General features: G+C 41.0%; 26 protein-coding genes. 10 read left to right on the forward strand and 16 right to left on the reverse strand.

Going from position 1 to position 24326, the window contains the following annotated elements; all coding sequences use genetic code 11:
* Window positions 1–303 precede the first annotated feature (303 nt).
* From M2353_RS16065 to M2353_RS16075, 3 genes are read left to right on the forward strand one after another with little or no spacing between them, the layout of a single operon-like run.
* A complete protein-coding gene (locus M2353_RS16065) occupies window positions 304–1047 on the forward strand; it encodes a metal ABC transporter ATP-binding protein (protein ID WP_284725719.1) in 744 nt (247 codons plus the stop codon).
* A complete protein-coding gene (locus tag M2353_RS16070) occupies window positions 1047–1919 on the forward strand; it encodes a metal ABC transporter permease (protein WP_007500236.1) in 873 nt (290 codons plus the stop codon). The genes M2353_RS16065 and M2353_RS16070 overlap by 1 nt, the downstream gene beginning before the upstream one ends.
* Window positions 1920–1932: 13 nt before the next feature.
* Window positions 1933–2871, forward strand: a complete 939-nt coding sequence (locus tag M2353_RS16075) for a metal ABC transporter solute-binding protein, Zn/Mn family (RefSeq protein ID WP_284725720.1) — start codon at window positions 1933–1935, stop codon at window positions 2869–2871.
* 37 nt (window positions 2872–2908) lie between these two features.
* Here M2353_RS16075 and M2353_RS16080 read toward each other — a convergent pair whose 3' ends face one another.
* Window positions 2909–3457, reverse strand: a complete 549-nt coding sequence (locus tag M2353_RS16080; RefSeq protein ID WP_047945414.1) for a hypothetical protein — start codon at window positions 3455–3457, stop codon at window positions 2909–2911.
* A gap of 88 nt (window positions 3458–3545) precedes the next feature.
* Between M2353_RS16080 and M2353_RS16085 the strand changes: the two genes are divergently transcribed.
* Window positions 3546–4154, forward strand: a complete 609-nt coding sequence (locus M2353_RS16085) for a TetR/AcrR family transcriptional regulator (protein ID WP_284725721.1) — start codon at window positions 3546–3548, stop codon at window positions 4152–4154.
* A gap of 13 nt (window positions 4155–4167) precedes the next feature.
* Here M2353_RS16085 and M2353_RS16090 read toward each other — a convergent pair whose 3' ends face one another.
* The 12 genes from M2353_RS16090 to M2353_RS16145 all read right to left on the reverse strand — a co-directional run bounded on the left by M2353_RS16090 (window position 4168) and on the right by M2353_RS16145 (window position 16649).
* Window positions 4168–5100: a response regulator gene (locus M2353_RS16090; protein WP_039168273.1), complete on the reverse strand. Its 933-nt coding sequence runs from the start codon at window positions 5098–5100 to the stop codon at window positions 4168–4170.
* Complete coding sequence (locus tag M2353_RS16095; RefSeq protein ID WP_284725722.1) at window positions 5097–6413, reverse strand: ATP-binding protein; 1317 nt, start codon at window positions 6411–6413, stop codon at window positions 5097–5099. The genes M2353_RS16090 and M2353_RS16095 overlap by 4 nt, the downstream gene beginning before the upstream one ends.
* A gap of 117 nt (window positions 6414–6530) precedes the next feature.
* On the reverse strand, window positions 6531–7976 hold the full coding sequence (gene aspA / locus M2353_RS16100) for an aspartate ammonia-lyase (RefSeq protein WP_035701391.1): 1446 nt from the start codon (window positions 7974–7976) through the stop codon (window positions 6531–6533).
* A 16-nt stretch (window positions 7977–7992) separates the two neighbouring features.
* On the reverse strand, window positions 7993–9270 hold the full coding sequence (locus tag M2353_RS16105; RefSeq protein WP_007500222.1) for a cation:dicarboxylate symporter family transporter: 1278 nt from the start codon (window positions 9268–9270) through the stop codon (window positions 7993–7995).
* 241 nt (window positions 9271–9511) lie between these two features.
* Complete coding sequence (locus M2353_RS16110; protein WP_024719822.1) at window positions 9512–9709, reverse strand: hypothetical protein; 198 nt, start codon at window positions 9707–9709, stop codon at window positions 9512–9514.
* On the reverse strand, window positions 9706–12141 hold the full coding sequence (locus M2353_RS16115) for a heavy metal translocating P-type ATPase (RefSeq protein WP_284725723.1): 2436 nt from the start codon (window positions 12139–12141) through the stop codon (window positions 9706–9708). Before M2353_RS16115 ends, M2353_RS16110 begins: the two co-directional genes overlap by 4 nt.
* An 84-nt stretch (window positions 12142–12225) precedes the next feature.
* Window positions 12226–12432 carry a copper chaperone CopZ gene (gene copZ / locus M2353_RS16120; protein WP_017368060.1) on the reverse strand — a complete coding sequence of 69 codons (207 nt, stop codon included), beginning with the start codon at window positions 12430–12432 and terminating at the stop codon, window positions 12226–12228.
* Between the two features lie 83 nt (window positions 12433–12515).
* The gene (locus M2353_RS16125) at window positions 12516–12821 is read right to left on the reverse strand and encodes a metal-sensing transcriptional repressor (RefSeq protein ID WP_008347647.1); all 306 of its coding nucleotides are present in this window, start codon (window positions 12819–12821) and stop codon (window positions 12516–12518) included.
* A 97-nt stretch (window positions 12822–12918) separates the two neighbouring features.
* Entirely contained in the window at window positions 12919–13374 is a 456-nt protein-coding gene (locus M2353_RS16130; protein WP_284725724.1) for a DUF6376 family protein, read from the reverse strand.
* 254 nt (window positions 13375–13628) lie between these two features.
* The gene (locus M2353_RS16135) at window positions 13629–15227 is read right to left on the reverse strand and encodes a histidine kinase N-terminal 7TM domain-containing diguanylate cyclase (protein WP_284725725.1); all 1599 of its coding nucleotides are present in this window, start codon (window positions 15225–15227) and stop codon (window positions 13629–13631) included.
* 367 nt (window positions 15228–15594) lie between these two features.
* A complete protein-coding gene (locus tag M2353_RS16140; RefSeq protein WP_024719826.1) occupies window positions 15595–16140 on the reverse strand; it encodes a hypothetical protein in 546 nt (181 codons plus the stop codon).
* A gap of 11 nt (window positions 16141–16151) precedes the next feature.
* On the reverse strand, window positions 16152–16649 hold the full coding sequence (locus M2353_RS16145; protein ID WP_008347656.1) for a hypothetical protein: 498 nt from the start codon (window positions 16647–16649) through the stop codon (window positions 16152–16154).
* 385 nt (window positions 16650–17034) lie between these two features.
* On the opposite strand from M2353_RS16145, the gene M2353_RS16150 reads away from it, so the two are divergent.
* Window positions 17035–18390: an IS1182 family transposase gene (locus M2353_RS16150; protein ID WP_284725726.1), complete on the forward strand. Its 1356-nt coding sequence runs from the start codon at window positions 17035–17037 to the stop codon at window positions 18388–18390.
* A gap of 98 nt (window positions 18391–18488) precedes the next feature.
* Here the strand turns inward: M2353_RS16150 and catR are convergent, their stop codons facing one another.
* From catR to M2353_RS16165, 3 genes are all read right to left on the reverse strand, one after another.
* Window positions 18489–18809 carry a catDE operon transcriptional regulator CatR gene (gene catR / locus M2353_RS16155; protein ID WP_007500199.1) on the reverse strand — a complete coding sequence of 107 codons (321 nt, stop codon included), beginning with the start codon at window positions 18807–18809 and terminating at the stop codon, window positions 18489–18491.
* Window positions 18810–18891: 82 nt separating this feature from the next.
* The gene (locus M2353_RS16160) at window positions 18892–19293 is read right to left on the reverse strand and encodes a helix-turn-helix domain-containing protein (protein ID WP_008347673.1); all 402 of its coding nucleotides are present in this window, start codon (window positions 19291–19293) and stop codon (window positions 18892–18894) included.
* A gap of 130 nt (window positions 19294–19423) precedes the next feature.
* A complete protein-coding gene (locus M2353_RS16165) occupies window positions 19424–19828 on the reverse strand; it encodes a helix-turn-helix domain-containing protein (RefSeq protein WP_007500204.1) in 405 nt (134 codons plus the stop codon).
* 154 nt (window positions 19829–19982) lie between these two features.
* Between M2353_RS16165 and M2353_RS16170 the strand changes: the two genes are divergently transcribed.
* The 5 genes from M2353_RS16170 (at window position 19983) to rnr (ending at window position 24194) form a co-directional block, all read left to right on the forward strand.
* Window positions 19983–20216, forward strand: coding sequence for a helix-turn-helix domain-containing protein (locus M2353_RS16170; RefSeq protein ID WP_008347669.1), 234 nt, complete (start codon window positions 19983–19985; stop codon window positions 20214–20216).
* 37 nt (window positions 20217–20253) lie between these two features.
* Window positions 20254–20544, forward strand: a complete 291-nt coding sequence (locus M2353_RS16175) for an AbrB/MazE/SpoVT family DNA-binding domain-containing protein (RefSeq protein WP_008347666.1) — start codon at window positions 20254–20256, stop codon at window positions 20542–20544.
* A gap of 187 nt (window positions 20545–20731) precedes the next feature.
* Window positions 20732–20965 (forward strand): preprotein translocase subunit SecG, encoded by a 234-nt coding sequence (secG, locus tag M2353_RS16180; RefSeq protein ID WP_003212746.1) that lies wholly within the window; start codon window positions 20732–20734, stop codon window positions 20963–20965.
* A 123-nt stretch (window positions 20966–21088) separates the two neighbouring features.
* Window positions 21089–21835, forward strand: coding sequence for an alpha/beta hydrolase (locus M2353_RS16185; protein ID WP_008347663.1), 747 nt, complete (start codon window positions 21089–21091; stop codon window positions 21833–21835).
* Window positions 21836–21854: 19 nt separating this feature from the next.
* Window positions 21855–24194, forward strand: a complete 2340-nt coding sequence (gene rnr, locus M2353_RS16190; RefSeq protein WP_284725727.1) for a ribonuclease R — start codon at window positions 21855–21857, stop codon at window positions 24192–24194.
* The last annotated feature ends 132 nt before the right edge of the window (window positions 24195–24326 follow it).

Raw genomic sequence — 24326 nt, forward strand, 5'->3', positions numbered from 1 at the left:
TTACAAACTGTCAATCATTTATAAGCAAATGTTTGAGATTTTTCGTATTCAAGGATGTCACGTGAATTTTTCAATAATCCATGCTCATGTCCCCTCTTCGTTGCATAACATAAAAACGATCGCTTGATGGGAATATTCAGCATTTCTCTTTACAAAAGAAGGACATACGATTAGAATAAGATAAAAGTTTCCTCAAGGAAACAAATTAGCGTTAGAGAATCATTTCATCCTTTAGTCAAAATTATTAAATGTATGCATATATTTTTAGGAAACGCAATTGATGATCGAAAGGGGCCTTAAGAGATGTCATATACTTTAACAATCGACCGCCTGTATGTCTCATACCACGGACAGGATGCACTAGAAAACGTCTCTCTTTCCATACAGGAAGGAACGATGACTGGAATCATTGGTCCAAATGGTGCTGGTAAATCGACTTTATTGAAAGCATGTTTGGATTTAATTGAAAAGGATCAAGGCGACATTCGTTTTTTTGAACAACCCTTTAAACAAGTGAGAAAACAGATCGCCTATGTACCGCAAAGAAATGATTTAGACTGGACGTTTCCTATCCATGTGCTGGATACCGTACTGCTTGGCACATACCCAAAGCTCGGACTAATCAAACGACCGAAAAAAGAAGACCGTGCCTATGCGTACCATTGCTTAGAAAAGGTCGGGATGCAGGACTTTGCCAAAAGACAGATTGGGGAATTATCCGGCGGTCAGCAGCAGCGTGTCTTCCTTGCGCGAGCACTCGCTCAAAACGCACAGCTCTTTTGTTTAGATGAACCATTTGTCGGAATTGATATGGCAAGTGAAGAAACGATGATCCGCATTTTGAAGGAATTACGAGATGAAGGAAAAACCATTCTGGTCGTCCACCATGATTTAAGTAAAGCCGATGATTACTTCAGCCATCTCGTTCTTCTAAATAAGAAGCTGGTCAAAGCAGGGCCTGTCCATGATATTCTTCGTCCTGAGGTCATGCTCCAAGCATACGAAACACAGCTGCCATTTTTAAAATCAGCAGGAGGAGACGCGTAATGGAATTCTTAACCGGACTTTTTGAATATGCGTTTTTACAAAAAGCGTTATTTACATCCGTGATGGTAGGGATCATCTGCGGCGTCATTGGCTGCTTTATCATATTACGGGGAATGGCTTTGATGGGAGATGCGATTTCACACGCTGTACTTCCAGGTGTCGCCATCTCTTATATGCTCGGCATTAACTTTTTCTTTGGTGCGGTTCTAACTGGTGTACTGACAGCCATCGGCATCGGATATGTCAGTCAAAACAGCCGCATTAAAAATGATTCTGCCATCGGGATCGTATTCACTGCTTTTTTTTCCATTGGGATCATTTTGATTACATTTTTAAAAAGTTCCAGCGATTTATATCATATCTTGTTTGGAAACGTACTAGCCGTTCGTTCATCTGATATGTGGATCACGCTTGGCATCGGCATTTTCATTTTACTGGCTGTCATTGTTTTCTACAAAGAACTGCTCATTAGTTCATTTGACCCAGTGATTTCTTCCGTTTACGGTTTACCAAATCGCATGATCCATTATTTCCTCATGACCTTATTGACCTTAGTGACCGTGGCATCCCTGCAAACTGTAGGTATTATTCTTGTTGTTGCAATGCTTATTACACCAGCTGCCACCGCTTATTTATTGACAGACCGGCTATGGATCATGATTTATTTATCTGCTTTTTTTGGAGCAGTTTCAGCCGTCGTAGGACTTGGACTCAGCTTTACGTATAACTTGTCGTCTGGTGCTTCCATTGTGCTGGTCGCGACCATATTATTCGGCAGTGCCTTTATCTTTTCACCGAAACAAGGGATATTGTGGAGATCCTTAAAATCGAAGCGAAAACGAACACAGTTAAAAAAGGAAGCGTCTATGTAAAAGGAGGACATATATGAAGAAGGTATTAGCAATCCGTTTGATTGCAGTATGTATTGCCCTTTTGGTCATCGCAGGCTGTTCTACTCAGCAAAAAAGTTCCGGAAAAGATGACGGTAAATTAAAAGTTGTCACGACCTACTCCATTCTTTATGACATTGTGAAGGAAGTAGGAGGACAGCATGTCTCTATTCACAGCATTGTTCCCATTGGTACAGACCCACATGAATTTGACCCACTGCCAAAGGATGTTCAGTATACGACGGATGCAGACCTTGTTCTATCTAATGGCTTGAACCTTGAAACAGGGAATGGCTGGTTTCAAAAACTGCTTGAATCGAGCGGCAAGGACGGGGATGATGCACCTGTAGCTGAGCTGAGTAAAGGCGTCAAAGTGAAGCATTTGTCTTCAAAAGGGCTTGAAAGCCAGCAGGACCCACACGCATGGCTGAATGTAGAGAATGGGATTCTTTATGCGCAAAATGCCAGAGATGCGCTCATTCAAGCAGATCCTGAGCATAAAGAGGATTACGAGAAAAATGCTGAAACCTATATCAAAAAGCTTCAAACGCTTCACGATGAAGCAAAAGACAAGTTTGATCAACTCCCAAAAGACAAAAAACTCCTTGTCACAAGCGAAGGGGCATTCAAATATTTTGCGGATGCGTATGGACTGAAAGCCGGCTACATTTGGGAGATCAACACAGAAAGTGAAGGAACACCTGGACAAATGAAGCGCATCATTCATTTTGTCAAAGACCATCAAGTTCCTGCCCTTTTTCTTGAAACAAGTGTAGATAAGCGCAGCCTTGAAAGCCTATCTGAGGAAACCGGAGTTCCGATTAAGGGGAAAGTATTTACGGATTCTATTGGCAAAGAAGGTGAAGATGGGGACAGCTACTATAAGATGATGAAATGGAATATTGACACCATTTATAAAGGACTGTCATCATAAGAAAAGACAGGTGGAGTAAATCCGCCTGTCTTTTTTGTCATCCTGCTATATTTTCCGGGTGTTTTTTCGGCCAAATGACGTAGCTGATGCTAATGATGAAATCAATGGTTAAGACCATCCCCCACACACTGACAAGCTGCATCAGAGATTCCGTTCGTTCTGGTGCTTGGATGAGATAGGTCAATCCATATAACAGCCCCGCTCCGATGACATAAGAGATGAAATGACGCGTCCAGCCCACCATTTCATACAAAGACCGCTCCTTCCCGTACTTTGGTTTCCCCTTTGGCTTAGGGCCTCCTGCAAAACGATAAGCAAACTTAGCATCCGCCCATTTCACCATTTGATGTCCAAAGGCCAGACTCACACCAATATAAACAGCCGCAAGCCCGTGAATGACGCTCGCCACAGCCCCTTGCTTTAAATCTATATAAGTAGCCGCAAGAAGGATGAGATCTAAAACCGGCGTACAGACAAGAAAGAAAGCACCCCATTTTTTCTGTTTAAACACATAACGCAGTGTTAAGCCCATAAGAATAAACAGCCAAAAACCAATTTCACATGCCACAATCAATAAACCGACCAATTTCCCCAAATCCTTTTTAACACGATTGTATTAAATAAAAAATAACACAACTGTGTTAAAAAAACAATAGCTGTGCTAAAATCAAGGTATGCCAAAAATCGTCGATCACCATAAACAAAAACAAAAGGTCGCTCAAGCTGCTATGAGAGTGATTAAACAAGAGGGATTGGAAAGCGCTTCTGTACGAAAAATAGCCGTAGAAGCTGGCATTTCAGCCGGCTCTATGCGTCATTATTTTTCCACACAGCAAGAATTATTTCTATTCTCCATGAATTTAATTCAGGAAAGAGTGAAGGAGCGAATTGCTAAGCTTCCATTAAACGGTTCAACAGAGGAAAATGTATTCACTTTATTGGAGCAGGTTCTTCCAATAGACGAAGAACGAATATTTGAAATGGAGGTGTGGCAAGCTTTTACAGTCAAGGCACTGACTGAACCAGATTTACAGCCGCTCAATGCAAAGATGTATGACGAGCTTTTTCAAACCGTTCAATTTTGCTTAATGAAATTGAAAGAGGATGAGCTACTGCTAGATCATATCGATCTTTTTTTAGAAACTGAGCGGCTTTATGCGGTCATCAATGGGCTTGCGTTGAATGGAATCGTACAGCCCCATCGTTTACCGCCTCAGCTTATGCGCTCCGTGCTGCAGATGCATCTTCAATCCATCACAAAAAAAGACATGCCCTCCTTATAGAGAGCATGTCTTTTTAATCTTCCATAAAAATACGTTTCGCCTCGTAATAAAGCACCTGTACAAATTTCTTCACATTGATACGTGTGTGCTCTTCTCTTCCACTTGTCTCTTTTGTGAGTTCACTCATTTTCTTACGCACAATGGTAAAATCGAAAAATTTTGATGCATAGTTTTCAAAGGTTGGGTGAGAAAAATCGGTTAACCCGAGCGAGGCGATGTGTTTCAATGATTGGTTGATCGCACGTCTTACCCGCTGTTCCGCTGCTTTTGCTTCTCTTGCGATGTCTGCTGATGTAAAAGGTTCGTTTAATTTATCCTCTGTGATGCCAGTAAAAATCACTTTTAATGAAGGAAAAGAGTCGTGCTGATCGGCATGTAACGCTAAATACTGATCTGTGAAAAGAATCATATCTAGTAAATCCTTAGACCCCTTTTCACCGACAATCCCAAGTTCCGCGAGCAAAAACTGACCTGCCTCTGCAAGACTTTTCCCGCGCTGCTTTGTTTTCGTCTGTCCGCGCTGCTGGAACTGCATGACCGATTTGAGCGAATGCTGAATATTTTCAATTGAGTGCTCTAAATGCAGTCGTTCAATCATGAGATGGAGCACACTTAAGACCTCTACCCGATTGATCGGCTTTGTCACATAATACTCGACACCGAGTGTATATGCCTGGCCGATGAGTTCCTTTGTTTCTACTTGTGACAGCATTAAATATTTCCCATGAAATTCATCCTTGATCGCTCGAATCGTCTCAAGACCGTCCCTTTCCGGCATCAGAAGATCAATACACAAGATATCAATATGCAAATCATTTAAGTAGCTCGCTGTTACTTCAGCACCATCCTCTGCTTCCCCTGCCACAATGCCAAGCTCTTCATCTTCAATGAGCTGTGCCAGTGAAGAACGAACAGCTTCATCATCATCAACAATAAAAAATCTCATCTCCCATTCCCCTCTTTTCTGCTGACTTGATCAATTGGTATCGTTAAAGTGAACATCGTTTGTTGATTTGGGACACTTTTCATTTCAACACTTCCGCCAAGCTTCTCGGCTGTGTCTTTCACATAGGAAAGACCGATGCCGCTTGATGGGTTCCCGGCTTGATCGTATTTTAAAGTGAAGCCCGGTTTAAAGATCACATGATGGTTACGCTCTTTAATGCCTGGCCCGTTGTCACTGATTTGAAAAATCACATCATTTTCTTTCCGCAAAATGGATAGTGATACCTCTCCATTCACCGGAATGGCTTCAACGGCATTGGATACAATGTTATTTAATAAAGATAGAATGGTATACACGTGATAAGCGGGATGCTGCCCATCTTCATCATAATGAAAAACGATTTGTTTTTTAAGAGATTCCGCGTAATTTTCATGGATGCGGATCACAAGTCCAGCGATATGAGCAGGACTTGCATACTCCTGAAAGTTTTCCTCATGAATCAGTTTTGATAAGGCAGAAAAAATCCGCTGATTATCCTTTTTGATTTCGTGTACCTCACCTGCAATTTGCAGGGCTGTTTTTCCGAGTTTCTTCAAATCTAATGATTCCGTATCCTTTGCATGATGCAGAGATTGATACAATTGATATGAAGTAGCTGTAATGTGCTCAGCATGTGCAAGAGTTTTATAAAAATATGTAGATTCCGTATAAAGATTTGACAGCAGCATCAACAGGTGTTCCTTTTCCTTCTTCATTTGGCGCTCTCTCGCCTGTTCTTCGTATAATCGAATCATCGTATAACAAGCCAATACGAAAAAGCTTCTGAAAATCGCCAATACAAATAGTTGAAACAGCGTTCTCACTGTTAAAATTTCATCAACGGCTCCCCTGAGTGCAATCATTTCGACTACACTTGCACATAGTTCCATGATGATCCCTGTTGCCCCAATGAGCCAAGGCTTATCACGGAAACGTCTGACCTGTAATACATAAAAAAGCGTACCATAGACGACGTAATACAGTAGGGAAGGAAATCTTAAAGAAACGGCCTCTTCCAGCGCTAAGTGGCCTGACACAGCAGTATCAAGAAGCACCCGGAATGCAAACACTGATCCCCCCGCAATGATGCCGCTTGCCCATGCCGGGAATTTTTTCATTTGAAGCAGGATAAAGAAAAAGACAACGGTTCCAAAGCTCACCCGAAAGCTATCCTCAAATGGATAAAATTTCAGCTCTCCCCCAATCGGAGTCAGAACAATGAGCATGATAATTAAATAAGGCTCTGTATTCAACCATTTTTTCAGTAGATTCAAACGCAGTCACATCCCTAATAATTGACGATAGTATACTATGTGAGCTTCAGAAAAACAAACAGTCCATGAAAAAACGCACACCGGACATTTGTCGGTGTGCGCTTCTCATGATGCCGCTTAATCTTCTAAACGATCCTTTTCTAAAAGTGATGCACCAGCAATACCTGGTTTCGTCATTTCAAAAGGATTTAAGATGACATCAAGCTCTTCCTCTGATAACACATCATTTTGCAGACAAAGCTCACGTACAGATACGCCTGTAAGAATCGCTTCTCTCGCAATTCGTGCAGCAGCTTCATAACCAATATGCGGATTGACCGCCGTCATGACACCAGCACTCTTTTCTACATATTCTTTTAATCTAGATTCATCTGCTTTTAGGTCACGCAAGCAGTTATCGACAAAGGATTCAAATACATTTTTCATCATGCTGAGAGACTGTAGTAAGTTGAATATTAAAACTGGCTCCATGACGTTCAGTTCAAGCTGACCAGCCTCTGATGCAAGGCAGATCGTGTGGTCATTTCCAATGACTTGGAATGCCACTTGGTTCATGACCTCAGGCATCACTGGGTTGACTTTCCCTGGCATGATAGATGAACCTGGCTGTCTCGGCGGCAAGTGCAGCTCACCAAAGCCTGCTCTAGGACCTGAAGCCATCAAACGAATATCGTTTGCCATTTTGGACATATTCATCATACATACTTTCAGTGCAGCTGATACTTCTGTATAAGCATCTGTATTTTGCGTAGCATCGACCAAATCTTCTGCTCCAACTAACGGCAATCCGCTAATGTCAGCTAGATAACCAACTACCTGGCGAATATATTTAGGATCAGCATTCAGTCCTGTTCCAACTGCTGTTGCGCCCATATTGACTTCATATAAATGCTGTCTAGACTGCTTGATTCGCTTAATATCACGAGCAAGAACCTTTGCATATGCACTAAACTCTTGACCAAGTCTGATTGGAACAGCGTCCTGAAGATGCGTACGTCCCATTTTGATGACATGATCGAATTCTTGCGCTTTTTCTGTCATGACTTGATGCATGTTTTCCATCGTATAAAGTAGTTTTTCAATCATATTCAATGTTGAAATATGAATCGCTGTTGGGAAAACGTCGTTTGTTGACTGCGACATGTTCACATGCGTGTTTGGACTTAGCTCAGTATAAGCGCCTTTTTCCTTTCCTAGTAGTTCAAGCGCTCTGTTTGCAATGACTTCATTGGCATTCATATTCATTGAAGTGCCAGCCCCGCCTTGAATTGGATCGACAATAAATTGATTGTTCCATTTTCCTTCAATAACCTCATCTGCGGCTTGAACAATTTTTTCTCCAAGACCAGCATATAGTCGCTTTGTATCCATATTTGCAAGTGCGGCTGCCTTTTTGACAATCCCTAATGCTTTGATGAGTTCCTCATGAACATGGTAGCCAGTAATTGGAAAGTTCTCTACTGCACGTAATGTTTGAATTCCATAATACGCTTGAGTGTCTACTTCCTTTTCACCTAGAAAGTCTCGTTCGATACGAACTTGCTTGTCCTGTAGCTTCGTCATTTGAAAAGATCTCCTTTTACGCTGCTTTTGTTTGTTGTTTTAATTCCTCAATATACTTCTTCGATTTCTCTTGATCAAACACTTTTTCCCACTTAGACATGACAATGGCTGCAAGTGAGTTACCAAATACGTTAACAGTTGTACGAACCATGTCAAGGATACGGTCGATCCCAACGATGAAGGCAAGTCCTTCAAGTGGAAGTCCCATTGCTCCAAGTGTTGTGATCACAACAACGATCGATGCACCTGGTACACCAGCCATTCCTTTTGATGTGAGCATTAAGATTAATAGTAACGTAATTTGCTCATAGATGGAAAGAGGCATGCCGTACATTTGTGCAACAAATATGGCGGCAATGGATTGATAGATAGCACTTCCATCTAAGTTAAAGGTATAGCCTGTTGGGATAACGAACGACGTGATCGCTTTCGGGCAGCCGAACTTCTCCATTTTATCCATTAGTCTAGGCAGTACAGCTTCTGAACTTGCTGTTGAGAAGGCAAGAATGATTTCTTCTTTTAACACTCTAAATAGTGTAAAGACGCTTGTTCCAGCTAATTTTGCGATAATGCCAAGTACGACAATAACGAAGAATGCCATTGTGCCGTAAACGACAAGTACCAGTTTACCTAGCGGGAGAAGCGCTCCGACCCCGAATTTGATCACCGTCACACTGATGAGCGCGAATACACCAAATGGTGCAAACTTCATCACTTTATTGGTCACCCAGAACATCGCTTCGAGGATGCCCTCAAAAAATCCTAACACTGGTTTTCCTTTGTCTCCAACTGCTGCAATTCCTAATCCGAATAACACTGTAAAGAAGATTGTTGGTAATAGATCACCTTCTGCAATGGATTGGAACACGTTTGTTGGCACAAGATGCACAATCGTTTCAGAGAAACTAGCTTTTTCGGCAGAAGACTTAGATGTCTCTTCATATTTAGAGATATCGCCTTTCTCCATGTTGCTCATATCAATTCCTGTACCAGGATGGAAAACGTTTGCCGCAAGCAGTCCAACTGCTAATGCAATCGTTGTCACAATTTCGAAGTAAAGAATCGTTTTCCCACCGAGTCTTCCGATGGTTTTCATATCGCCTACACCTGCAACGGCTACAATCAATGCAGCAATAACAATTGGAAGAACGATCATTTTAATTAAGTGGATGAATATATCGCCAATCGGCGTTAACACATTAATAACGGTTTCATTTTGATAAAATAGTGCTCCTACGACAACACCCAAAACAAGTGCGATGAGTATTTGAGAAGCTAACCCTAACTTTTTCATACGTGGACCCCCTTTTTTTGATAACGCTTTCTTTGTTGCCTAATCGCATCTTAACGATGAACCTACAAAAAACGACAAAAAGGAACAAAAAGAAGTGAATTTTTTATGAAAAATCTTTTAAAAGGTGGGTTTTTCCACAAAATTGTTAAAAAAAGACTTCGCTTTTGGCGAAGTCTCAGGTTGTTGAGAAGAGCTAAAATGAACTTTATGTTAGCTCTTTGTGATAGAAATCCATTGAAGTCTAGAAAGGACGAGTACCGAAGCGCAGGACTGACACCGAATGCGAGGACTTCGCTTCTGATGAAGTCTCATGTTGCATATGATCAGCTGGCGGCTCTTGAAGAGGAGAAAGTTCGACATAAACCGCATAGCCTATCAGTACAATGGCTACATAAATCACAGCACTCAACGTCCACACCCATTTGACATTCAGCTTCATTTTGCCACACCCTCTCTGACAGGTTTCAATCGCTGTAATCTTAGTGCGTTCAGCACAACCGATACAGAACTAAAGGCCATTGCCGCTCCTGCAAGCCATGGTGCCAGGAACCCAAATGCGGCGACTGGTATGCCAATACAATTGTAAGCAAGTGCCCAAAATAGATTCTGTTTAATGTTTCTCATCGTTTTTCTGCTAAATTCAAGTGCATCTGCAATGGCATGGAGATCTCCAGTCATGAGCGTAATATCTGCCGCTTCCATGGCAACATCTGTACCTGTTCCGACAGCCATCCCGATATTTGCTGTTGCAAGGGCAGGGGCATCATTAATACCGTCTCCAACCATCGCCACTTTTTTCCCTTGTTTCTGAAGCGCTGCAATATGAGCCGCTTTTTCCTCTGGGAGAACTTCAGCAATGACATGATCTATGCCTGCCTCACTCGCAATCGCTTCTGCTGTGCGTTTGTTATCTCCTGTCATCATCACGACGTGAATCCCTTGCTCTTTGAGACGAGCGACTGCTTGAGAAGAAGACGATTTGATTGTATCAGCAACGGCAACAATACCTGCTGGCTCGCCGTCAATGGCAATGAGTATCGCCGTTTTTCCTTGTTCTTCAAGCTCAGTCACAACTGCATCTAGTGCTTCGCAGCTGATATGATGTTTCTTTAGGAGTTTCCGTGTGCCAATCAAAAGCTCATGTCCTGCAGCTCTTGCTTCAATTCCATGACCAGGATCTGCTTGAAAGGCTTCTACCTCGACCGCTTGGAGACCCCGGTTCTTCATGCCTTCTGTAATCGCTCTGGCAAGTGGATGCTCTGACTGCTGTTCTGCCGATCCTGCTAACTGAAGCAGCGTATCTTCTGTCCAATTGGCAGACGCGATCACATCTGTAAGACTCGGCTCCCCTTTTGTCACAGTCCCTGTTTTATCTAGCACTACTGTATCTAGTGATTGCGTTATCTCTAAATGCTCTCCGCCTTTAAACAGAATCCCTGATTCAGCTGCCCGGCCGCTGCCTGCCATAATAGAGGTCGGTGTAGCAAGGCCAAGAGCACAAGGACATGCGATGACGATGACCGCTATAAAGGTTTCAAGTGCAGATGTCACATTTCCTGGATCAACAAAGATATACCAAATCAGAAAAGTGAGCACAGCCACTCCTACAACAATGGGGACAAATATCCCTGAAATTTGATCTGCCATTCTTTGAATTGGTGCTTTTGAGCCTTGCGCTTGTTCGACGACTCGAATAATTTGTGAAAGAGCCGTTTCTTTTCCTACTTTTGTTGCTTTCACTTTCACAAATCCATTTTTATTGATGGTTGCCCCGATGACTGTATCTCCTGTGGTTTTATCAACCGGCAGACTTTCTCCTGTAATCATCGATTCGTCGATCGCTGTTGTTCCTTCGATGATTTCTCCGTCTACCGGGACTTTTTCACCTGGCTTGACGAACACAAGATCATTCACTTTCACTTCAGAAATAGGAACGGTCATTTCTTTCCCATCTCGCTCTATCACAGCTTCTTTCGCTTGTAAGCCCATCAGTTTTTGAATCGCTTCTGATGATCTCCCTTTCGCTCTTGCTTCCATTAACTTTCCGAGCACAATCAACGTAATCAGCACAGCACTCGTTTCATAATAAAGGGCCGCTTCATGTGTGCCTTGAACCGCTGACTGAATACTTTCATATAAACTATAGAAAAAAGCAGCCGATGTCCCTAGTGCCACAAGGACATCCATATTGGCACTTTTATTTTTCAACGCTTTATAAGCACCTACATAAAAAGGCCAGCCGACAATGAACTGGACGGGCGCTGCTAATGCGAGCTGAACCCATGGATTCATAAACGCTTCTGGCAACCAAATAAACGATGTGAAAGAAAAATGACTGACCATTGCCCAAAGAAGAGGCAATGACAAAATCATCGAGAACAAAAAGCGTGCCGTTTGTTTCTCAATCGCTACTTGGCGATGGTCTTTTTTCCCTTCCCCTGCATGCTCTTCGGCTGGTTCGATTAATGAATACCCAATGGATTTCACAGCCTCTTTTATGTCACTTGGAGATATTTTCCCTGGATGATATGTCACCTGAAGTGACTCAAGCGCAAAGTTCACTGATCCTTGATCAATACCATCCATCCGGTTGACTTTTTTCTCAATTCGGTTTGCACAAGCCGCACATGTCATTCCCTCTATATCAAATTCGGCTTGCTCCATCACCACATCATAGCCAAGAGATTGAATTTTTTGTTTTAGATCCTCTGCTGTGAGTTGTTCTGTTTCATACACAATGTGGGATGTTTCAAGCGCAAAATTCACACTGGCGTCGTCCACACCTTCCAACCTGTTCAAGCCCTTTTCAATGCGGCCTGCACAGGCGGCGCAAGTCATTCCCGTAATTTGAAAATCAATTTCTTTTTTCATTTATCTCACCTCTCCACATACTCCATGGGGGTATTGTTATTTTTAAAAAAATACGTGCTGTCTTATGCAGCACGTATGATCATTTTATACGACATCATATCCCTGTTCTTCAATGACATCAGAGATCTGGTGTAACGTGATTTGATCTGGGTGAAAGGAAACCTCCACCTGACCCTTATCTAAATGGACTTTCACAGATTCAACACCTGCTAATTCTCCTACATTTCCTTCGACTGCTTTCACACAATGTCCGCAAGACATGCCTTGCACTTGTAGTGTTGCTTGTTCCACTTCTCATCGCCTCCATCAATCATTTTCTAATTTTACTATACCCTAGTAGGGTATCATTGTAAACATAAATGATCCGCTTTTTGCTACGATTTTGTCAGCTTCGTGAAGACATTCATTAACTCCTCAATGGCTTCATCCCCATTACCGCTCTTAATGGCATCCGCTACGCAGTGATGTGTATGCTTTTCCATTAATTGAAGACTCACTTTTTTTAAAGCTGCATTGACAGCAGAAATTTGATTCACGACATCTATGCAGTAACGATCGTTTTCAATCATTTGCTGAATCCCTCGCACTTGACCTTCCACTCGTTTTAAGCGATTGATTAATTGCTCTTTTTCCTTCTCAGCTCTAGGCGAAGCGATATGTCTTTCTTCTTGTTCTGTCATCTGATCACCTTTTTTCTATCATACTTGTGTTACATTCAATTAAAGCATATCTTCACCTGAAAAGGCAAAGATATGCTGTGATCACCGTTTGCTTATCCTAGTTTGTTAGTTGTTCAATATCTTGCAAAAGGCTGACCGATTGCTGAAGCTGCTTCATGAGGCCTTGCTGATCCTCTAAAATAGCTGCAGCATCGAAGTTGTCCATTTTCAATTGCTGTAAATAGGTTTGAATCTCCTCTGACAGCACTTTATTTTTCTCCATGATTTGTGCATGCAGGTCTTCTGCTATTGATGGGGCTGTGAGTTCATTAAATTCTTGAATGTCTGCTTTCAATGATTCCAGTTGCTGCGTCAAATCTGTTCTTTTGGCAGCATCTTGTACAGCTTCTTCCGCAAGCTGTGGAAAATCCTCTGTGAATTGCTGAATATCTGTCACATACTCATTTGCCTCTGTGACATATGTCGTTGTATCGTTCACTTGGTCTAGCAGCCCTGAACATCCACTTAACAAAAACGTACCAGTAAATAGAAACGCCATCACATATTGTTTCAAGATCCATCATCCTTTCATCTGTATGTTGAAAACCCTCATTTGTCCAGCTCCCAACCACACAGATGCAAAAAGACCTTAAAAAAAGCCAGACCTTTGCCTCATGTGTGATAGGCAAAGGTCTGGCTAACATGTTCATGCCGGAATGGCCGAGAAACAACGGATGTTTCTGTAATGACGACCAAACCGTAAAAGCTACTCCCCTTTAGGAAACCGTTCAAATGTTATGTTTATCATATCTAAATGAAGGACAACAGTCAATGAGAAGCAGGCGGAAGATCCTGCTTTTGGTATAGCACATAGTCCGAACCAGTTGATGCATAAATCCGATTACGTCCTTGGCGTTTTGACATATACAAGGCTTGATCTGCCTCAAATAGAAGCGTTTCTAATATAGAGGGATCATTCGCTGTATGGGCGACGCCAAAGCTTGCTGTCACTCTTACTTTTTTCTCATCTGTCTGAAAGAAACTCACTTCAAATGAATGTCTCATCTGTTCCGCAATATGACATGCCTCTTCAAATGAATGATGCGGCAGACAAATGGCGAACTCTTCTCCACCATATCGGCCAAATAAATCATCCATCTTCAAATGCTGCTGACAAATGGACACAACATGACGCAATGCCTCGTCTCCAATATGATGTCCATGCGTATCATTGATTTGTTTAAAGAAATCAATATCAAATAGCAATATCGCAGTATCCTGCGCATCCTCTTCCAATAACATCTGCGTTCGTTCAATAAAGGAAGACCGATTGAAGATATTCGTCAAACCATCAATATATGCTCGGCGCTCCAGCTCTTCCTGCAACAGTCGCTGCTCCGTAACATCGCTGATCACAATTTGCCTGCCCTCGACTTCGCCTCTTCTATTAAAAAGAGAAGAAGCAGTGAGATGATAATAGAAGGGCTGCTCTTTTTCCCACATTAAATCATACTGTGAATGATCCTGCGGAGAACGCAGCCACTGTATAAACGCTGGTTCTTTGATGATCCCTGAGAATATATCATCGATTTTATAGCCGATTCCCTTTTTAGCGAGCACAGGAATGATCAATGCAGCCGCAGGGTTATAATCAATCAGTGTTCGGTATCGATCCAATAGAAGAACACCTTCTGACATATGTTCAAACACACGCTCCATCGCAATGGGAGAGAGCTTAAAGAGATGAAAAGACATAATCGCCCATAAGTAGAGTGCGTTGGTTAAAAACATCACCACTGGTACTGGGTCAATGTGAAAAGGCGTGACACCTAATAAATAGATAAAAGAGGTCGTGATCGGTAATAATATTCCAACGAGCAAGATCAGCACCTGTTTCAAATATTCTTTCTTCACACGTAAAAACCAAAGCAGCATAAAAATAGCGAGCATAGAACAGCCAAATGTATAGACCCCATGAATGATATACCAATAACCAATGGTAAAATCAGCTAATAAAAACCCGTCTACTGTATTCATCGTGATGCTTCGGTAAAAGAGTGAATGAAAAGAGTTGGTGAACACCAGAATGGTGGTTAAAATTGGAATCAACAAGAAGAGAAGCACGCGGCGCTTTGTTACATATTGATGGAAACCAGTAAACTGCAGCACAATCATTAGGCTGAACGGTGCAATAAACGGAAGACCTATGTATTGAAAACTAACCCAGAATGTAATTTCTTGAGGGGTGCGCGCCAATAATTCAAATGTATGTCCAAAAATATAAATCGCAGTTGCTCCAGACATATACATAAACAATTGACAGCCAATATACCGATGGCGATTTGCATGAGCAATGATTGATAATATTACGGACAGAATGCCAGAAACACTCATGATCACAATAAAATGTAAAACAATCGAATCCATGTAAACGCCCCAATTTCAGTTATTTAGAACTAGTCTAATCTTACTATATATGAGGACGTCTCAAATGGGAAGATGTGATTTTGAATTGGTTGGCGGTTTTTTGGAAAGTTTCGAATGTTTTCTGTTTACGAGGCCTTATCCTTTTCACTATTTTTTATGCTTCACTTGGAGAAGCATATTGTGATAGGAGAAATATCAATGTCTAATCGTTTTCATAAGTTTCATCTATTAGGACAAATCGATTTACAGCGCTTTCTCAATAGATTCTAGATTAAAGGTATCTTCACTAAAAAAACACAGCAGCATAACCGCTGTGTTCTGCATCAATAGCTATTGGGTTGATTGCATTCATGCTAGTAACTCATTTTTATTGTTTTAGTTGTTTTTCATCTACAAGACGATCGACTTCGTTGTCTGCATTTTCAATTTCAGCATGTACTTCATCAATCGTGTTCACTACCTCTTGCATGAGTTTGAGTTCGGGATCATATTCAGACAGCATTTCATCTGTATTATCAACAATGAATTGATATTCCTTTCCGGCACGGAGTGTGTGCTTATGAGCCGTCTTAAATGTTGCTGGAACGGCTTCTTTTTTCTGTGCTTTATTGATTATTTTTTGCGCTCTTGCAATAGATTTATCAACTTTTGACATCCATACTTTATCCCCCGCCACGGAATTTCTTAAAAGGTCTTCATAAACGATGATTTCATCTTCAAGGGCATCCATATGTGCGTCATACCAATCAACATAGGCTTCTTGCTCGGCTTTTGTTTCTTTTGGTTTTGACGCAGCATTCGCTTCTTTACGACTTAATTCTGATGTTGTTTCTGTTTTACCACACGCTGCTGTTAGCGCTAATACGAATACTAAAAGGATTGTTGCAATGATCGACTTTTTGTTTGTTTTCAAGGTCTGTTTCCTCATTTCTTATCGTTTTTTGAATCGCTTGCTACTTTTTCAACTTCGTCGTCTGCTTTCTTCGTTTCTTCAAGGGCTTTATCAAGTCTGTGCTCAATCACATTGAGTCCATCTACCGTATTTTCATCGATTGTCTTAATCGTTTTAGGTGTTTCATCAATTAAGTATTGATACCCTTCGCTTGCTTTGACCAAATGCTCATGTGCTTTTTTGTAAGCAGCAGGTGCGTTCTTTTTCGCTTTTACGTCATCGACAACTTTTTGCAGATCATCTAGTGATTTTTTAACGTTTTTAGCCCATTGGTCGTCGGTAGGGTCAGCCTCCATCATACGCTTTGCGTATGTAAGCATAGCATCTTCAAGATCGCTTCGATTTGATTCGTACCAATCAGCGTATTCTTTTTCTGAGGCTTTTGTGTCACCGCATGCTGCACCAAATGCTAAAAGCATGACTGACATCATAATTACTGCCAATATCGATTTTTTATTTCCTGATTTCATAAGTACTTATCCTCCTAGTTTACTTTCATCATTTTTGTTGAGATTTTTCCAAATACCGAGTTTGTTCGCAATTTTCTGCTTTTACATTGAACAATTTGTTCTATCTTCTTCATTTAATTAAATAAATTTTCATAAGAATATAGTAATGGTTAAATATCCCTACATTTCATCATCGGCTAAATGAAGATGTTTGTTTAGAAATTAATTCAATTTTTATAACATAAAAATACTATATTGGAAGATATCCTATGTTTTTTAAACAAACAACTATTATTAAATAAAAACATAAAAAAAAGACGCTATTCATAGCGTCTCAGCGTGTAGACAAAGTCTACACGCTTTTTTGTATAATAAGGGCAATAACACATTTCTGTGGGGGATGAACATGTTATCGAAACGTGAAGAAGAAAGAAGAAATCAATTAGAAGTAGTGGCCTTAGATGAATTAGTGCCTGAAGATCATCTTGTACGAAAAATTGATCAAGCGATCGATTTTGATTTCATTTATGATCTTGTCAAAGATCATTATAGTTCTGATAACGGCAGACCAAGTGTGGATCCCGTTGTTCTTATTAAAATGGTTTTGATCCAATACCTATTTGGCATTCGCTCTATGCGTCAAACCATTAAAGAAATTGAAACTAATGTGGCTTATCGTTGGTTTATTGGATATGGATTTTCGGAGAAAATTCCGCACTTTTCTACCTTCGGTAAGAACTACGTGAGACGCTTTCATGATACAGATTTATTCGAACAAATTTTTTATCGAATCTTAAGAGAAGCGATGAAAAAAGGTCTCGTTGATCCATCTATCGCTTTCATTGACTCAACTCATGTAAAAGCAAACGCCAATAAGAAAAAACTTGAAAAGAAAATTGTTCGAGTAGAAACGAGAAGTTATCAAAATCAGCTTCATGAGGAGATCAATGTTGATCGTGAGGAACATGGAAAAAAGCCGTTACCCCTACAGAATAAGAAAGAGAAAAAAGAAATCAAGGTCAGTACAACTGACCCAGAGAGTGGCTACTATGTAAAGGATGAACGTGAAAAATTATTTGCTTATTCATTTCATACGGCTTGTGATTCAAAAGGATTTATTTTAGGATCACTGGTCACTGGTGGAAATGTTCATGATAGTCGTATGTTAGATTCACTCGTATCAAAGGTGACAAAGAAAGTCGGAAAACCCAATGTAGTCGCAGTTGATGCTGGATATAAAACACCATATATCGCCAAGTTTTTAATGGATCAAGAGATAAGACCTGTCATGCCTTACACCCGCCCGAGAACAAAAGCTGGTTACTTGAAAAAGAATGAATACGTATATGACGCACATTTTGATTGTTACATTTGCCCAAACGGGCAAATTCTTTCTTATCGTACAACGACTAGAGAGGGATATAAGCAATATGCGTCCGATTCAGAGGTATGTAAATCCTGCTCGTTTCTAGATAACTGTACACAAAGTCAAAATCACACCAAACAGATTCACCGACATATTTGGCAGGACTACCTAGACGAAGCAGACCATCTGAGACTCACTGAAATGAATAAGAACATCTATGCAAAACGGAAAGAAACGATTGAACGCGTTTTTGCGGATGCAAAAGAAAAGCATGGAATGCGATGGACGAAACTTCGAGGATTGAAAAAAGTTTCGATGCAGGCGATGCTTACTTTCGCTGCCATGAATCTTAAGAAATTAGCAAACTGGACATGGAAAGGACCTAGTCCAACGTAAGGTAACTGATCAATTTTATTAAATTAAGTGAAAACCTCCTCTACATCTGTAGGGGAGGTTTTTTTTATCATGATTAGGCGGCTCACATCAGGAGACATTTATGATTCAAGTGTGATCCATTCAGAGGACCACTTCGCAATTTCCTCAAAAACGGGTGCAAGTGAGCGCCCCATATCAGTTAATGAATACTCAATACGCACGGGTGTTTCAGCAAAAACCTCCCGTTTTACAATGCCTGCTGCTTCCAGCTCTTTTAATCTCTCAGATAAAACCCTTCCGCTTAAATTGGTCAGAGCTGCTTCGATTTCACTAAAACGCTGTGAACCTGAGAGAAGCTGAAAAACAATCAGTGCCACCCAGCGTTTACTTAATAACTCAACTGCTTTTTCAAACCGTGGGCACATATCAGATTGATTCATCTTTCTTCACTCCAATCTGAACCCATTATACCGTAATTCTGTCAAAAATCGGCGCAAAAAGCTTGTCAATGATCAAAACATTTTACGATGACGAACGGCTGTTTAGTAGAAATAACAAATAGCGATTTAAATCCTCTATTTCATGTTTAGAAAGGGTGGACCATATGTCCCCATTAAATATTTCAAGATCATCAAGTTCATATTGCTCTGCTGCTTCTTTTATTTGGGTAAAAGCCGTTTCTTCTTCCTTTATGACATAGGCAGAAGATGCTTCTTCAATATACCCTGCAGCCTGCATCATGTCCTCATAAGGTACCTTTAATGCACCTGCTAGTTTTTTAATTGTAGGAGGTTTCGGAATGCCGCGTTTCCCGTTTTCAATCCGAGAAATACCAGCAGCGCTGACCTCTGAATACATCGCTAATTGGTTCACCGATAGTTTCCTTTTCTCACGTAATGCTCTTAAATATGCACCGAAGTTCATCAACTCAAAACCTCACATGGTTAAAGATTAGTTATCTCTAGTGTACTCGATTTGTTGACTATTGGCAATAAGTGTACCATGAAAATATTGACATTAGTTAATGGTGGATGTATCTTATGTTTATGCCCCGCTATTTGTTCGCCTTTTTTTGGTTAATGAGCGTGAGAAAGTATTGATTCAGCTGGCTGATGTCTTGTGCGGTGAGTGTTTCCCATTGGTCTCCATCGAAAATAGGGAGATGTTCTACGTCCTTTTGAAGCGCCGTTTGATAGATTTTTAATATGGATTCATATTTCGGTTTCATTTCATGCACTTTTTCCTGTTCAATATAACCGGCAAGCAGCATTAAATCCTCATAAGGCACCTTCAAAGCGCGTGCTAATTTTTTTATGGTTAAAGGCTTTGGCACACCACGCTTTCCATTCTCAATCCGAGAAATACCGGCAGCGCTTACGCCTGAATACATGGCGAGTTGATTGACAGACATCTTTCTATTCTCTCTTAAAATGCGTAATTGTTCACCAAAGTGATTCATGTCATCGAACCTCACATTTCAGTATATGACTTATTTTAGTATGATCATTGACCAAAGGAAATAGAAAGGGCGTAAAAGTGTTGACATAAGTTAATGAATCCGGGAGATGTGAGAATCCTACATGTTGTACATATTGATCCTATAGGAGGTTGTAATGATGGTCGAAAAGATTCAGATCAGGCGGGCTTTTGTGATGCAGTATATGATCGAAAACGATATGTCTTTAAATCAGCTCGCAGATGAAATTGGCATCTCTCCTGCCACACTCAGCAGGGTATTGAATGGTCACCGGAAGCCAGGACAGCTTGTCATTGGTAAAATGATTCATTACTTTGATAAAAAATTTGAAGATTTATTTTACTATGAAGATGTTGACAAAAGTCAATGAATGAAATCATTGTATGATCATTAAGGAGGCGGCTTCATTGAAAAGAACTGGAATGGTAAGACACATCGATTCGCTTGGCAGAATTGTTCTGCCTTCAGAAATGCGGAAGGTACTCAATATAAAAGAAGAGCAGCTGTTAGAAATTTTCATCGAAGATCAAACCATTATGCTGAAAAAATATGATGCAGATAAGAGCTGCTTATTAACTGGCCAAATAACGAAATACAACAAAAGCTATGGAAATGGTAACGTCGTGCTGAGTCCTGAAGGAGCTGAACGGTTGTTAGTAGAATTAAAACAGCTCTTAAAAGAAGAAGCAACTCGCTAAAAACGCTTTTTAACCTCAAAAATTGCATATAAAAAAAGCTGCATACAATCCATTGGAGCGAAATTGAATCAAAATGACATATAAAGTCAACAATATATAGGAAATCTTTATTTTGATGTTTCGTGACATGCACCTTGTTTTCATGTAAAATAAAGTTATGTGTACCAGTTTGTCTGGAGGTGTTTTCATGCACGCATTTGTTATCACATTACTCGTAATTGTCAGTATCGCACTTATCATCGTTGTATTATTACAATCAAGTAAAAGTGCAGGACTGTCAGGCGCTATTTCAGGTGGAGCCGAGCAGCTTTTCGGTAAGCAAAAAGCGAGAGGTCTTGACTTGATTCTTCACCGATTAACTGTCATTTTGTCAGTGCTTTTCTTCATCTTAACACTTGCATTGGCATATTTAGGCGTGTAGGCGCGAGTAACAGAAGGTCTGATCTTTTTTCAGACCTTTTTTTATTATCAGCACTCTTTTGTGTTTGTTTCATACATACAAGTGGAAAATATAAACCATATCAGAAGGAAAGGAAGTCACATCATGAAAGTTGTTACACCAAAACCATTTACGTTTAAAGGTGGAGAAAAGGCGGTGCTTCTTCTTCACGGTTTTACTGGGAATACAGCCGATGTTCGTATGCTTGGACGCTATTTAAATGAAAGAGGCTATACATGCCATGCACCTCAATACAAAGGACACGGTGTGCCGCCAGAGGAGCTTGTTCATACAGGTCCTACAGATTGGTGGAAAGATGTAGAAGAAGGCTATCAATTTTTAAAAGACGAAGGTTATGAGGAAATTGCGGTCTGCGGACTATCCCTCGGAGGAGTTTTTTCATTGAAATTAGGTTACACTGTACCTGTAAAGGGAATTGTACCTATGTGTGCACCTATGTACATAAAAAGTGAAGAAGTCATGTACCAGGGTGTACTAGATTATGCCCGTAACTATAAAAAATTCGAGGGTAAGTCAGAGGATCAAATTGAGCAAGAGATGGAAGAGTTCAAGAAAACACCAATGGGTACACTCAAGGCTCTTCAAGAACTCATTGCAGATGTCAGAAACAATGTTGACATGATTTATTCACCTACTTTTGTTGTTCAGGCACGTCATGATCATATGATTAATACAGACAGTGCAAACATTATTTATAACGAAGTAGAGACAGATGAAAAACATTTAAAGTGGTATGAAGAATCGGGCCATGTTATCACGCTTGATAAAGAGCGGGAGAAGGTTCATCAGGATGTATATGCATTCTTAGAATCACTCGATTGGTCAATTTAAATATATAGGGGGTTAGAGTGTGCAAAAAGAAGAATTTATGGATGAATTACTTGCGTTTATGCAAGAAGAGGCGTACAAACCATTAACGGTACAGGAATTAGAAGTCATGATGGAAATTACCAATCCAGATGATTATAAAGAGCTCGTCAAAGCACTTGTGATATTAGAGGATCAGGGGCTTATCGTCCGTACCCGCAGCGACCGCTATGGTGTACCGGAAAAAATGAACTTGGTAAAAGGAAAGCTGTCTGCGCATGCAAAAGGATTTGCATTTGTGACACCAGAAGAGTTTGGACAGGATGATATTTTCATTCCGCCAAATGAGCTAGGCACAGCAATGAATGGTGACACCGTCATGGTTCGTGTCAGCCACAAATCAAATGGCACCAAAAAAGAAGGAACGGTCATCCGTATACTAGAGCGTAATACTCAGACGGTTGTCGGTACCTATACAGAAACGAAAAGCTTTGGTTTTGTCATTCCTGATGATAAAAAAATCACAAACGATATCTTCATTCCGAAATCCGCTAAAAACGGAGCGGTTGAAGGTCATAAAGTCGTTGTCACGCTGACAAGCTATCCAGAAGGTAGAATGAGCGCAGAAGGTGAAGTGACTGAAATCCTTGGTCACAAAAATGACCCTGGCATCGATATTTTGTCGATTATTCATAAACACGGGCTACCAGGTGAGTTTCCGGAAGAAGCGCTCCAGCAGGCAGTAGACACACCTGAAACGATCGATGAAAAAGACTTAGAGGGCAGGCGTGATCTGCGCAACGAAACGATTGTGACCATTGATGGTGCAGATGCAAAGGACTTGGACGATGCGGTTACTGTGCAAAAGCTGGATGATGGTAAATATAAACTAGGTGTGCATATTGCGGATGTCTCTCATTATGTAACGGAAAACTCTCCAATTGATCAGGAAGCCTATGAGCGCGGAACGAGTGTGTATCTTGTCGACCGCGTTATTCCAATGATTCCTCATCGCCTGTCAAATGGCATTTGCTCATTGAATCCGAAGGTTGATCGTCTCACACTCTCTTGTGAAATGATCATTGATCGAAGTGGGAAAGTCGTCAAACACGAAATTTTCCAAAGTGTGATCAAAACGACGGAAAGAATGACCTATTCCGATGTGAATAAGATTTTAGTTGGCCAAGATGAAGAGCTTTTAGACAAATACGAGCCGTTAGTACCAATGTTCCAAGAGATGGAGAAGCTTGCAGAAATTCTGCGTGACAAGCGAATGGAGCGCGGAGCAGTCGACTTTGATTTCAAGGAAGCAAAGGTGCTTGTAGATGATGAAGGCGCAGCGAAAGACGTAGTCATTCGTGAGCGTTCAGTTGCAGAGAAATTAATTGAAGAATTCATGCTGGTGGCAAACGAAACAGTTGCCGAGCATTTCCACTGGATGAATGTTCCGTTCATTTACCGAATTCACGAAGAACCAAATCCTGAGAAGCTTCAGCGCTTTTTAGAGTTCGTGACGACGTTTGGTTACATTGTGAAAGGGACGTCAACGAATATTCACCCGCGTGCTCTTCAAAGTGTACTTGATGCCGTCCGTGATCAGCCGGAAGAAGTCGTGATTCAAACTGTGATGCTTCGCTCAATGAAACAGGCGAAGTATGATCCAGAAAGCATTGGCCATTTTGGATTATCAACGGAATTCTATACACACTTCACATCGCCGATCCGCCGTTACCCGGATTTAATCGTGCATAGGCTGATCAGAACCTATTTAATAGAGAAAAAGACAGACGAAGCGACCCTTGAAAAATGGGGTCAATTGCTGCCAGAAATCGCAGATCATGCATCTACAATGGAGCGCCGCTCTGTTGATGCTGAGCGCGAAACAGATGACCTGAAAAAGGCAGAGTATATGCTTGATAAAATCGGTGAAGAGTTTGATGGTATGATTAGTTCCGTCACGAATTTCGGACTATTCGTTGAACTGCCGAATACGATAGAAGGCCTTGTCCATGTGAGCTACATGACTGACGACTACTATCGTTTTGATGAACAGCACTTTGCTATGATCGGTGAACGTACAGGGAATGTATATCGCATTGGTGACGAAATTACTGTCAAAGTGGTGAGTGTGAATAAAGATGAGCATTCCATTGATTTTGAAATCGTCGGGATGAAAGGCACTCGCCGTAAATCACCAAAAGACTTCAAGTTCAAAAAACGGACAGATCCACCAGCCAAAAAAGGACGCGGAGGTCAAAAGGCCTCTGGGGAAAAAGGCAAAGAGGATAAAGGCGGCGACTGGTTTACAGGTCGTAAAAAGAAGAAAAAGAAAAAACGCGTTTTTGATAACGCACCGAAACAAAAGCGCAAAAAGAAAAAGTAACGTGACAAAAAGCAAATAGGGCACCATGCTCTATTTGCTTTTTGACCACGTGGCATCAGCATTGTCGAAAGCTGGATTGTTTGATAAAATAATCCGTACGATTTGGACCGTGTCTGTGTCAAAAGGAGGGTG

The sequence above is a fragment of the Bacillus aerius genome, assembly GCF_029894105.1.
Classification (GTDB): domain Bacteria; phylum Bacillota; class Bacilli; order Bacillales; family Bacillaceae; genus Bacillus; species Bacillus altitudinis.